This is a genomic window from Halorubrum sp. GN12_10-3_MGM, from assembly GCF_005435235.1.
In the GTDB taxonomy this organism is placed as follows: Archaea; Halobacteriota; Halobacteria; order Halobacteriales; family Haloferacaceae; genus Halorubrum; species Halorubrum ezzemoulense.
Genome location: NZ_SGUB01000010.1, coordinates 35,621 through 47,572, shown reverse-complemented (window position 1 = coordinate 47,572; position 11,952 = coordinate 35,621). Strand labels below are relative to the sequence as shown.

The following is an 11,952-nucleotide window of genomic DNA, read 5'->3' as shown; positions in this document are numbered from 1 at the left end:
AGCCCCGCCCGCGACGCGAACCGGCGTCGTCGACCGGGCTCTCAACGAGGCTCGGGCCCGATCTCGGTCCCCAGTACGATGGTTTAACCCCGTGTCGGTTCTCTCCGGGTGTATATGAGTGATGAGCGTGACCGACTGGAGAAACCGTCCAACGCGGCCGCCATACGGGCGAAACTCCGTGAGATCGTGCCGAGCGCGTTCTCCGAGGGAGAGCTCGACGCGGCGAAGCTCGAATCGCTGCTCGACGCCGACGGGGAGTCGTCGGGGGCGGAGCGGTACGAGCTCTCGTGGGCCGGAAAGCGCGAGGCCACCGCACGCGCCCAGGCGGCGACGGAGCAGACGCTGGTCCCGCGTCCCGACGAGAGCGTCGACTACGGGGAGTCGGGCAACCACTTCATCGAGGGCGAGAACCTCGCGACCCTGAAGACGCTCCAGCGGTCCTACCAGCAGCGAATAAAGATGATCTACCTCGACCCGCCGTACAACACCGGGTCGGATTTCATCTACAAGGACGACTACTCGACCGCGGCCGCCGACTACGAGCGAGAGACCGGCCAGCGGACGGCGGACGGCGACAAGCTGGTGAGCAACCCGGAGACGAACGGGCGGTATCACAGCGACTGGCTGTCGATGATGTATCCCCGGCTGTTCCTCGGGCGGAATCTCCTCCGGAACGACGGGGCGATCTTCGTGAGCATCGATCACAACGAGCACCACAACCTCCGCCACCTCATGGACGAGATCTACGGCGAGGACAACTACGTCGGCACCTTCGTCTGGAAGCGCCGGACCCCCGACGCACGGAACTCGGGCGGGATGTCCATCGACCACGAGTACGTCGTGGTGTACCAGCGGTCCGACGCGTTCGAGATGCGGGGCGTCGAGAAGTCGTTCGACAACTACACGAACCCGGACGACGATCCCCGCGGCCCGTGGGTCGCCGGCGATCTGAAGAACTCGCGGACGAAAGACGAGCGGCCGACGATGTTCTACGAGATCACGGACCCCGAGACCGGCCACACCTATCAGCCGGACCCGAACAGCGTCTGGCGCCTCGGCGAGGAGACAATGCGGCAGTACATCGAGGAGGGTCGGATCCTCTTCCCCGACGACGGCGAGGGCGTGCCCAAGTTCAAACGCTTCCAAAACGAGATCGAGAGCCGGTACAAGCCGCTCTCGTCGTGGATCGAAACGACGACGACCGACGAGGACATCGAGCTGTTCGAGGACGCCTTCGACCGCACCGTCCTCCAGACGGGGATGACCGGCACGGCGACGCGCGAGCTGAAATCGCTGTTCGGCTACAAGGCGTACGACTTCCCCAAGTCGACGGACCTGATCCGGAAGCTGATCCGCCACAGCGTGGACGGCGGCGACATCGTCTTGGACTTCTTCGCGGGATCGGGGACGACGGGCCACGCGGTCATGCAGCTCAACGCGACCGAGGAGTTCGACGACCCCGTCCGGTTCATGCTCGTCCAACTGGACGACGAACTCGACGAGCCGCGGGGGGAAGAGACGACCCACGCGGAGGTCTGCGAGCGGCGCCTGCGGCTGGCGAGCGAGCAGGTCGCCGACGACCACGACCTGCCGGGCGCCGCTCCGGGGCTCGGCTTCGACAAGTACACGCTCGGGGAGTCGCGCTTCGAGCGGTGGGGACGCCCCGACACGGAGTCGGAAGCCCGCGCCGCGCTCGAACGATACGCGGCCGGCGCCGGCTCGGCCGTCGATCTGACCGATCCGGACGCCGCGCTGGTCGAGGTACAGCTCCTGCTCGGGTTCTCGCTGGACGCCGCCGTCGAGGCCCTCGCGGACCACACCTATCACCTGTCCGAAGACGACCGCGACGCGCTGGTCACCTTCGCGGAATCGGTGACGTACGAGACGCTCACCGAGTTCGATCTCCCGGCGGACACGCAGTACGTCTGCTTGGACGGGAGCCTCTCCGATACGGACAAGGAACGCCTCAACCGCGACCTCTCGCTCCGAACGATCTGACCATGGAATTCGAATTCGATCCCGACCTCGAGTATCAGCAGGAGGCCGTCGACGCGGTCACCGACGTCTTCGACGGCCAGCCGAACGTCGGCGAGCAGCCCGCGTTCGGGACGCACGGGACGACCGTTCCGAACGAGTTAGCGCTCTCCGAGGAGCAGCTCACGGCCAACACGCGAAAGGTCCAGCGGCGTCACGACCTCGCACAGAGCGACGACCTCTATCGGGCGGTCGACGGCGAGACGACCGACCTGTTGAGCTTCAGCGTCGACATGGAGACCGGGACGGGCAAGACGTACGTCTACCTCCGGACGATCCACGAGCTCTACCGGCGGTACGGCTGGCGAAAGTTCCTCATCGTCGTCCCGAGCGTGGCGATCCGCGAGGGCGTCGTGAAAACGATACAGCAGACGCGAGCCCACTTCGACTCGCTGTATTCGCGGCCGCCGTTCAACTGGACCGAGTACGACTCGTCGACGCTGAGCGACGTGATCCGGTTCGGCAGCAGCAGCCAGATCGAGGTCATGGTCATGACGCTCCAGAGCATCAACCGGAGCGACGAGAACGTCATGTTCCGGCCTCACGACAAGCTCAACGGCGACCGCCCGGTCGACCGCATCGCGGCGACCAATCCGATCGCCGTCTTGGACGAGCCGCAGAACATGGAGGGCGAGAAGAGCAAAGCGGCCATCTCGGCGTTGGACCCCCTCTGTACCCTTCGGTACTCGGCGACGCACCGACGGATCAGAAACAAGGTGTACGAGCTCTCGCCCGTCGACGCGCACGAGAAGGGGTTGGTGAAAACCATCGAAGTGCTCTCCGTCGTCCAAGACGAGGACTTCGACAAGCGATACGTTCGACCGCTGTCGTTCGACGCCGGTCCGAAGGCACGGATAGAGCTGTACAAGGACCGGTCGACCGGGGCCCAACTCGGCAAGAAGACGGTCCGCGCCGGGGACAGCCTCTACGCGGCGAGCAACGGCTTACCGCCGTACGAGGGTGTCGAGGTGGCGTCGATCGACGCCCGCCACGAAGTCATCGAGCTCAGCGACGGGACGCGGCTCCACAGCGGGGAGTCCACGGACACCGACATCGAGACGATCCAGCACCGGCAGATCCGGGAGACGGTCCGCGAGCACTTCGAGAAGGCGCTCGACTACCGCCGAGACGGGATCAAAGTCTTGAGCCTCTTTTTCATCGATCGGATCGACAACTTCCGCGGCAGGAGCGGCGACGAGACCGGCCACCTCTGGGAAGCCTTCTGCGAGGCGTTCACCGAGCTGAAGGCCGAAGACCGGTACAGCGATCTGTTCCCCGATCAGTCGCCGGAGGACGTCGCCGGCGCGTACTTCGCCACGACGACGAGCGGCGACATCAAGGTGCGAGAGAGCTCGATCCGGGACGACGTGGAGTCGTACGAGCTCATCATGCGAGATAAGGAAACGCTGCTCTCCGCCGACGAGCCGACGCAGTTCATCTTCTCGCACAGCGCGCTCCAGGAGGGGTGGGACAACCCCAACGTCTTCCAGATCTGTACGCTCAACAATACGGTCAGTTCGGTGAAGAAGCGTCAGGAGATCGGACGCGGCGTTCGACTCCCCGTCTATCAGGACGGGACGCGCCTGCCGCCGGGCGACCGGCGCAATCGCCTCACGGTGATCGCCAACGAGAGCTACGCCGACTACGCCGACGACCTCCAGGCGGAGTACAGTTCGGCGACGGACTACGGCGACGACATGCGCGCGCAGACGAACGATCACCGGGACCGGACCGTCGTCACGCCGCGGACTGAGGTCGCCGACGAGTCCCCGGCGTTCGCGAGGCTGTGGGAGCGGATCGCGCCGAAAACGACGTACACGACGACGATCGATTCGCCGGCGCTCGTCGAGAGCGCGGCGGCCGAACTCGCCGGCGTCACGGTCGACGAGCCGCGGCTCCGCGTCTCCCGCGGAGAGCTATCGATGGACGACGGCGCCGACATCGAGACGGTGGGCATCGCCTCGCAGGTGGAGTCCGTCGACCGCGACGGCCCGCTCCCGGATGTCGTCAGTCATATCGCCGCCGAGACGGGGCTGACGAAGCAAACAGTCGCAGAGATCATCCTCGAATCCGAGACGGTCGACCAGCTACTGAAGAACCCCCACGCGTATCGGGTCGCGGCCCGCGAGACGATCGACGCGGTCAAAACCGAGTACGTGGTCGAACACATCGACTACGAGCGGATCGGCGATGCGCACCCGACGGACATCCTCAGCGAGGTCGAGACCTACGCCGAAAATACTGTCAGCGTGGACAAGAGCGTCTACGATAAGGTTATCTGCGACAGCGAGGGTGAGCGGCGGTTCGCGCGCCGCCTCGACCGGGACGACTCCGTCGCGCTGTTCATCAAGCTCCCGCGCGAGTATCAGCTCCCCACGCCGATAGGGTCGTACAACCCGGACTGGGCCGTCCTCTTCGACAAGGAGACGGCGGTCCGCGCGGACGCGGAAGACCGCCGACTGTACCTCATCAGGGAGACGAAGTTCGGCACCGAAGACGACCTCCGGCCGTCCGAGGCGACGAAGATCGAGTGCGCCCGCGCTCACTACGACGCGCTGAACGTCGACTTCGACCTCGCGACCGACTTTCGGGACGACGATATCATCGAAGACGTCCTCAACATCGACGTCGACGCCGAGTGAGGCGCTCACCGAGCGTTGATCGGTCTCGGAGTGGGCCGATATCGCTGCCCTCGCTCACGGCCGGTCTCCGCTCGTCCTCGGACCGTTCGCGTATCGGCCCGAACGCACAGTCAGAGCCGTGTGAGTCGTTCTCAATGGCCTCTGCCAGAGGGCTCTCAGCGAAGGGACGACAACATATTTCAGCAAATTTTTCCGCCTCTAGTCCCTCTAACAGATCGGTGTAACCGGAACACCACGTCAGAGGCAGACCCGCGCATATCTCTCCTCGCTTGCTTCGGGACGGCTTCCAGTTTCACCGTCGTCGATCGCAACTCGATCGATACCGTCACCGGTCCGCGCTCGTCGACGCGGTCGGAGGTCCACGAACGTGGCGCCGTGCGCTACGGCTAGGCTACGACGGGGCTGACCACGTCGCGGTATCCGTGGACACAACGGTCGAATTCTACTGGTACAGAAGGCTCTAACTATCGAGAGTTGGAACGGAATTAGGTGGCTGGGGAGTTCCCGGCCCCTAACACGCCACGGCCAAAGACCGTGGACGCTGTAGGTGGGCCAACACGGGTAGCGGCTGAATGATCGGCGATGCCCCTCGTCGGTCGGGATCGGATTTGTCTCGTCGATAGTCGCGTTCATGATCAGAAATCCTCCGGCAAGTAGTCGGTCCGGCGGTACATTCGCTCGCGCTTGCTCGCCTTGTCGTAATGCGTTTCCATCGTCTTCTCGGTCATGTCGACCCGGTCGCCGAGGACAGCTTTCGGCGTCCCCTCGTCGAGGTAGGCCGTGACCGATCCTGTCCGAATCGCGTGCGGCGACCGCGAGGACGGACACTTGCTCGCCTTGCGTGCCTCGGTCGCCTCGCACTCGTCAGGATCGCGATCGTGGGGACACTCAACCCCGTACATACAGGGTCGGGTCACCCGGTACATGTCCTGTTTCACCGTTCCGCGGGCGACGCGACCGTGCGTCGTCGTCAGTATCGGAGCGCGATCGTAGTCGTCGACCATGTCCTTCCGCGGACCTTCGATGTACGCGATCAGCGCGTCCCGGACCGAGTCGTGAACCTGAACGTCGCGCTCTGACCACTCACCGTTTTTTAGCGGCGTCTCACTCTCGGGCCGGTGGCGGACTTCGAGAACCGACTCCTCGCGGTCGAAGTCGCCTAAGTCGAGCGCCCGGAGTCCGCCCCGACGCATCGACGTACGCCACAGGAGTAGCAGCTCGACGTGTTCTCGCGAGGCGTACTGATACTGGTCCAGGTATTCGAGCGCGGCCTCCGCTTCCCCCTTCGCGAGCAGCTCGTCGTTCGACTGCTCCGACTTCGGGACGGACGGGAGGATGATCTTCTCGTGAAGCCCCTCCTCGACGGCCTCGACGTTCGCACACACACGGAGGAACTGGCGGATCGTCGAAAGTTGACCCTGTAGGGAGATCGTCTTGAGTCCGTCCTCCTCGCGACGCTTGATCCGGTAGTTGTGGAGGTCGAGCCCGTCGAGTTCCGACATGCTCCGGATCCCGTTCTCCTCACACCACTCGACGAACTGATCGACTCGGTATCGGTGCGATTTGAGCGTCGACGTACTCACTTCCTCGCGCCGTTGATCGAGGTAGAGATCCCGCGCGACCGATGGCGGGATGTCCTGTAGATCGTCGTCACCCATCGGTATCCTCGCATTCCTCGGCGTTCTCTTTGCCTTCGCCGTCCTCGTCGTCGTACATCGCGAGCTGCTCGGCGATCCGACGAGCATGTCCGCTCTCGTCGCTCACGCGGATCCCTCCTCGCCGTCGAGATCGCGGTCGTAGGGACCGACCGGCGTCACGAGCCGCACCCGATCGCGGGGCAACTCGGCGCCGGTCTTGCGGTCGCGGAGGGTATGAAATACGCCGTCGTAGTCGTCGCTCGCGGCGCACTTCTGACACCAGAAGTGGTGATTCGTCGGTTCCCACGAGCGGTGGCCGCGGGGACACACGAACCGCCACCTGTCCTGCTGGTCTTCGATCCGCACAACTTCTTTCGGAGGCATCGATTCCGACTGACGAACGGGTGTTAAAAAGAAAAGATCCAGACGCGTGGAGTGAAACTGAAAGTAGTCTCCTCCGGCGATTGTGTTGCGGTTCCTCGGTCGATCGGGGATTTCAAACCCCGGCGCGTAGTGGTCGAACATGGCTTTCGTGCCCATTCACGGAAGTCCACGCGGGCCCACTGTCTCCAGCAGCGGGGTCCGCTTTCCTTCGAGCCGGACCCATCGGAGAGCGACGGGTCCGCGAGAGTGCTTCCGTTATCACCTACACAGTGTACTGGGCATATAACTTTGATGCTGTTCTCTATCAGTAACAATAGATTTCTCAATCATTATCAGAGAATTTCCACATAACTAAGACCCGTATAACAGTAGTAGATGGTCATGAGACCCGTGGTGAGTTGGATGACTAAGTCCGATGACGCTATCCTTGAGATTCTCGACGAGTGTGGGATAGCAATCCCTCCACGGGCAATTGCCTTCAACGTCGAAAATGTATCGCGTCCCACGATCGATCGACGTCTTCCAAAGCTTGAGGACGCAGGACTCGTAGAACGCTACGAAGATCCACAGGGATACACTCGTATCACCAACCGCGGTCGAGCCTACCTCGCTGGCGAGCTTGACGCCAGTGACCTGGAAGACGAGTAAGGTGGGGTCCGTGGCTACTCAACACCGAGCTCGCGAGCAGCGTCCGCCGAAATCGTGAGCCTCGTGTTTGCTTCGCCGATTGGCGCGCCGAGTACGTCGTCGAGTAGGTCGCGAAGTTCGGTGATAAACGAGTCGGGACGTTTAACCTGTACTTGTGTCGTCGCCTTGTCCGAGAACTTCAGTCCGCGATGCCGGACGTAGATTTGCGCGAACGACCGGCGAACCGGCCGAGGAACGTCCCACACCACGGCCGGGAGCTGTTCGAGCGTCGTCTTTTCGCCCGCCGGTGCTCCCATCGCGACGAGGCACCGACCAAGAACCGTCCCGTCGCAGGTGGGAACGATTTCGGAGGCTCGACCGGGCGCGTCCGCGTTTCGAGTCCGAGTCTCGACGCCGACCCGCTCGAAAGCATCTCGGATCTCCTCGCTGTCGACTCGTTCTCCCGGAGCGACACCGAGGGAATAGTTCCTCGCGGTGATACTCCCGCCGGCGAGGACGTGCGCGAGCAGCTCGACGAGCGCGGCGGCGATCTCGCTGTCGGGGTCGGGGTCGAGCCACCCGCGATCGATCGCGACGTTGATGCCGCGGACGGGGTCCGGAACGGTATCCTTGAGCCATCCGCGAACGCGTCCGGGAGGGAGATCGAGGGTACGGCCGACCCGAGTCCGGCCGGCGTCCGGGTGTTCCGCCGCGTACTTGCGAACGCGACGGTAATCGAGGATCTTGTCCCACGGATCCGGATACACGCGGTCGCTGTAAGTCCGGGAGAGGGCTTTCGCCGTGGGGTCCATGAATACATCACTCTCGTCAACGAATTTGACTCTATCTCTCCAATTTTCTCCATTGATACTCATGCCAATAGGTACATAAGGGAGATCCTCGTCCTTACAAGCAACCAGCAACCGATCTGAACGGTCGCCGGGTTACTCCGATGTCTATGGCATCGGACTCCCAGATTTCCGTTCATCGGATGCCGCTGGGTTCAAACAATGAAACTAAGCAACCAATTCAACGGGCAAGACCGGGCTGTAAGCCCTGTCATCGGCGTTATCCTTATGGTCGCAATCACCGTGATTCTGGCCGCCGTCATCGGGACATTCGTGCTCGGACTCGGAGATTCGATCGGTGGGGCGGCTACCGCCGGTGTGTCTGTCAGTGGAGATGAAGTTACCCTGAGTAATACAGGTACAGCCGACTTTGTGTGGGTGAACGGAACGGCTAGTGGTAGTTCATTCTCGGAGAAGCTAGAAAATGTCGGAGATACCCAAAATATCAGTGGAGAGAAGCCAGTAGCGATAATTGCGGTTAGCGATGACGGAGAACAAACCCTCCTCCGTACGGTCGATTAATCGCACGATCTGACCTCGGACTACATTTTTAGCTACTGTGCGTCTGAGTAAGGCCATCTTACAAGAATTTATATAAGCAGAATTTACTACTATTCTATCGCCAATTCGATTCAATATACGTTCTATATCGTAGACCTATAACATCTGTATTGAATCGTTGAATTATCTGTGGCTCTAAATTGTCACGGGCCCGAGATATATTTGCTTCCGACTGGATCAGGTGAGCGAGAGCAGCATCAATCACCACGCTCATCGGCGGGTCATCGTCGGGACCGCCCGCCACGATCTCGCTCGCCTTTTCGAGTTGCCGTTCGCGGTCGTCGGTGATTTTGAGGCTAGTTCGGCGGGTCATTTATATCACATCGTACGTACGGGGGTCTCGATCCCGTCGTTCTGGAGTGACGGAATCAGTCTGTGTTGAAGTGGAACCGCCAGATCGGCCACGTGCGCGCTGACCGCTGACCCCAACCCGGCCGATTTCTATGTACCTCACGCGCCGATCGGATCGACTGAGGTACATAGATCGCGGATCGTCAATACATCTGCGTCGGACCCCACGGGGTCGCGCCGAGAACCCCCTTCCGCGAGGTTTCACGCTCGCCCCACAAGCTCTAGCAGCGTCGGCACTTCGCCGTCCTCGGGGAAGCGCACCAGGTACGCGCGCTCGCCGACGCGCTGCGTGTGCGCGTCGGCTCCTTTGATCGAGCCATCCTCTGCGACTAATCCGTCGAGTTCGAGGTGCTGTTTGTCGATCGTTACGGTTCCGCTACCGTCGCGGTCGACGAGACTTTTGAATCCCATCGACCCTCGCGGGCACGGTGGTTCACTTAAAGATACCTCAAGGTGACACGTGACGGCCGTAGATCGTACTGAATGCGGGAGTATATGGGGATCACCGTGGCCCGGCCGCCCGCATGGCGAAAATGGAATTCGACGCCGTCGACGCCGCCCTCGTCGTGGCGGGGCTCGCTTCGGCGTTCATGCTCGTCGGTATCGCATCGTTCCAACTGTTCGACGTGGACTTCACGGCGACTCAGTTCACGATCTCCGGGATCGGACTCTCGACGGCGTGGATCCTCGGGTACGCGTCGATCGTCGGGGTCATCGTCACCAACGACAACACCGATTTTCAGTCCCTCTCGGACGATATTCAGGGTCTTCAGGGCTGGTACATGGCCGCGGCTATCGGGACGCTCGTGCTCCCGGTCGCGTTCGTCGCGCTCCCTGACACGGTCGGCAGCTTCTTCCAGAGCTCCGACCTGTGGGGCCTCCTCTACGTGATCGCGGTTACGACCGGGCAGTTCGCGCTGGGGTGGATGCTATGAGTTCGATCTGGGACGGCGAGGACACGATCGCGGGGGTCATCTGGATCCTCACCTCGATCGGCTCGGTCAACTGGGGGCTCCTGGAGTTCTTCGACTACAACGCCGTCGACGAGCTCGCCGCCGCGCTCTCGTCGCCGACCGCAGCGACCGTCGTCTACGGCGCCGTCGCCGTCGCCGGCGTCGTCACGCTCGCCGACCACATGGGCGTCTACGACGTGACGGACGTCGTCGACTCCCTCCGCGGGGAGGACAGCTCATGAACCGCAACACAAGCGCCCTCGTCGCGCTCGCGGCACTCGTGCTCCTCGTCGTGACGATCGGCGCGGCCGGGCCCGCTGCCGCGCAGGTCCAAAACGGAAGCGGGACCATCACGGTCGCTAACGACACGGATTCGGTCTTTGTCGATGTCACGACCGTTTCCGACTACGCCACCGAGCCGGACCCGAACGTGACGGTGTCACTCGAAGGACTTCAAGAGGGTCAGGCCGCAGGCGAGGGTGTCGTCCTTCTTGATGAGAGTCGGACACTCTCGAACGGAACCGTCGAATCCTACGAGTACGGTCTTAATTCGACTCAAATCGAAACATACGACCGAGTTGAATACACCGTGACTTCGAGCGGCGACGGATCGCTCATTTCCTCGGTTGACGCGGGCACCGTGACGAGCTTCCTCGGTGGGGGAGGTGGAGAGATCGGTTCCGGTGTGGGCTCGACCGGGGCGCTCGCGGCCCTCGTGGTCGCGGTCGCTTTTCTCTTCATGAGAGGTAGCTCATGACCGCAACACAACCAGATTCGGATCGAAAACTCACGCGACGGGGGGTACTGAAAGCGACCGCCGTGGGTGTCGGTTCGACCGCGACGATTGGCGGGGCGTCGAAACTCGGCGCGTCTCCGGTCGGTGGAGCGCGGGCGATCGCCCCGATCGTCGCACTCGGTTACGCCGGAGCAGCCGGACTCGGATACCTGATGTACAAAAACGCCGAAACGGCGACCGGAAACACTCAAGCCGATTATTCGGGATACACCGGCGGAGACGCTCTTTACTCATCAGTGTACAAAGACGCGCTAGAGATGAAGTCTGCCGACGAACGGGTGATGACCTCCCTCCGGAATAACGTCACAAACGCCGAAAACGTCGGTCTAACAAAAGGCAAAGCCGCTATTCTAGAGGCTTACAACAACGGCGCGACTGAATCCGAGGCTAATACCGCGATGAAAGAGGCGGTAAATGGGTATTTCGCAAACATCCAGCAGAATTTGATCAACCATGTGAACGCACAGGTTAATCAAATACGGAGCATGATTCAGTCGATTACAAGCAACGAAAACACAGAGACGAATAGTAACAATACAATCCCGATACAGGCGCGAGCCACGACTAACTATATCGCCATCGCAGACAGCGGGAGCGGGATTCAGTCGGAGTCAACAGACGATTTCACTCTCGTAGACGGGTCGACTGTTCAAGTCGAGCAGTTCCAGACTCTCAAAGGATCAATTGATATAACGGTGGGAGGTTGGGAGCCCAAAACGCAGAGCGGAGGGGCAGAATGGTTGAGATTCAAGGACGCAAGTAGTCAGTCAGACGGTGAAATCGACTTCGGGTTCCAAAAATACATAGACACGATGAACGAGATTATCTCATCGCGAGATAATGTCACCTCAGACCTAAATGGATTCACGACCGACGTATCGAATCAGTACGAACCGGGAGAAGTACCGACTGAGGAGTTCGTAGACCCGGTGACGGCCGCGACCGAATTGGGAACTGATACGGGACTTTCATCACAAGCGGCCGCGGCCGGGATGATGGGCATCCCAACGTCGGCCGGGTTCTCACTCCGCCTAGAGATCACCGACGGCAGCGGAGGAATGTATCAGGTCGACGCCGAGATATACACGAACCGCTCTTGTGAAGTACATTGTTGGTGAG

At 61.6% G+C, this 11,952-nt stretch carries 13 protein-coding genes; 8 read left to right on the top strand and 5 right to left on the bottom strand.

Annotation, left to right across the window (positions count from 1 at the left end; translation table 11 throughout):
• Positions 1-114 precede the first annotated feature (114 nt).
• On the top strand, positions 115-1,998 hold the full coding sequence (locus tag EXE47_RS09345; protein ID WP_137708231.1) for a site-specific DNA-methyltransferase: 1,884 nt from the start codon (positions 115-117) through the stop codon (positions 1,996-1,998).
• Between the two features lie 2 nt (positions 1,999-2,000).
• Positions 2,001-4,676, top strand: coding sequence for a DEAD/DEAH box helicase family protein (locus tag EXE47_RS09340; protein ID WP_137708230.1), 2,676 nt, complete (start codon positions 2,001-2,003; stop codon positions 4,674-4,676).
• A gap of 635 nt (positions 4,677-5,311) precedes the next feature.
• On the opposite strand, the gene EXE47_RS09335 is transcribed toward EXE47_RS09340, so the two are convergent.
• Both EXE47_RS09335 and EXE47_RS09330 read right to left on the bottom strand, forming a co-directional pair.
• Positions 5,312-6,334: a site-specific integrase gene (locus EXE47_RS09335; RefSeq protein WP_137708229.1), complete on the bottom strand. Its 1,023-nt coding sequence runs from the start codon at positions 6,332-6,334 to the stop codon at positions 5,312-5,314.
• Positions 6,335-6,436: 102 nt separating this feature from the next.
• Entirely contained in the window at positions 6,437-6,697 is a 261-nt protein-coding gene (locus tag EXE47_RS09330; RefSeq protein ID WP_137708249.1) for a hypothetical protein, read from the bottom strand.
• A 402-nt stretch (positions 6,698-7,099) separates the two neighbouring features.
• Between EXE47_RS09330 and EXE47_RS09325 the strand changes: the two genes are divergently transcribed.
• Complete coding sequence (locus EXE47_RS09325; protein ID WP_241997571.1) at positions 7,100-7,345, top strand: ArsR family transcriptional regulator; 246 nt, start codon at positions 7,100-7,102, stop codon at positions 7,343-7,345.
• Positions 7,346-7,359: 14 nt separating this feature from the next.
• Here the strand turns inward: EXE47_RS09325 and EXE47_RS09320 are convergent, their stop codons facing one another.
• Positions 7,360-8,136 carry a hypothetical protein gene (locus tag EXE47_RS09320; protein WP_137708247.1) on the bottom strand — a complete coding sequence of 259 codons (777 nt, stop codon included), beginning with the start codon at positions 8,134-8,136 and terminating at the stop codon, positions 7,360-7,362.
• Positions 8,137-8,334: 198 nt separating this feature from the next.
• Here EXE47_RS09320 and EXE47_RS09315 point away from each other — a divergent pair, with 198 nt between their 5' ends.
• On the top strand, positions 8,335-8,694 hold the full coding sequence (locus EXE47_RS09315; protein ID WP_137708228.1) for a type IV pilin: 360 nt from the start codon (positions 8,335-8,337) through the stop codon (positions 8,692-8,694).
• Positions 8,695-8,788: 94 nt separating this feature from the next.
• On the opposite strand, the gene EXE47_RS19275 is transcribed toward EXE47_RS09315, so the two are convergent.
• Both EXE47_RS19275 and EXE47_RS09305 read right to left on the bottom strand, forming a co-directional pair.
• Positions 8,789-9,046 carry a hypothetical protein gene (locus EXE47_RS19275; RefSeq protein WP_137708227.1) on the bottom strand — a complete coding sequence of 86 codons (258 nt, stop codon included), beginning with the start codon at positions 9,044-9,046 and terminating at the stop codon, positions 8,789-8,791.
• A 239-nt stretch (positions 9,047-9,285) separates the two neighbouring features.
• Positions 9,286-9,495, bottom strand: coding sequence for a hypothetical protein (locus tag EXE47_RS09305; protein ID WP_137708226.1), 210 nt, complete (start codon positions 9,493-9,495; stop codon positions 9,286-9,288).
• Positions 9,496-9,608: 113 nt separating this feature from the next.
• Between EXE47_RS09305 and EXE47_RS09300 the strand changes: the two genes are divergently transcribed.
• The 4 genes from EXE47_RS09300 to EXE47_RS09285 are packed head-to-tail and all read left to right on the top strand — an operon-like array spanning position 9,609 to position 11,951.
• The gene (locus tag EXE47_RS09300; protein ID WP_199237883.1) at positions 9,609-10,019 is read left to right on the top strand and encodes a hypothetical protein; all 411 of its coding nucleotides are present in this window, start codon (positions 9,609-9,611) and stop codon (positions 10,017-10,019) included.
• On the top strand, positions 10,016-10,279 hold the full coding sequence (locus tag EXE47_RS09295) for a DUF378 domain-containing protein (protein ID WP_137708225.1): 264 nt from the start codon (positions 10,016-10,018) through the stop codon (positions 10,277-10,279). Before EXE47_RS09300 ends, EXE47_RS09295 begins: the two co-directional genes overlap by 4 nt.
• Positions 10,280-10,317: 38 nt before the next feature.
• On the top strand, positions 10,318-10,794 hold the full coding sequence (locus EXE47_RS09290; protein WP_137708224.1) for a hypothetical protein: 477 nt from the start codon (positions 10,318-10,320) through the stop codon (positions 10,792-10,794).
• On the top strand, positions 10,791-11,951 hold the full coding sequence (locus tag EXE47_RS09285; RefSeq protein WP_137708223.1) for a hypothetical protein: 1,161 nt from the start codon (positions 10,791-10,793) through the stop codon (positions 11,949-11,951). The genes EXE47_RS09290 and EXE47_RS09285 overlap by 4 nt, the downstream gene beginning before the upstream one ends.
• Position 11,952: the final 1 nt, after the last annotated feature.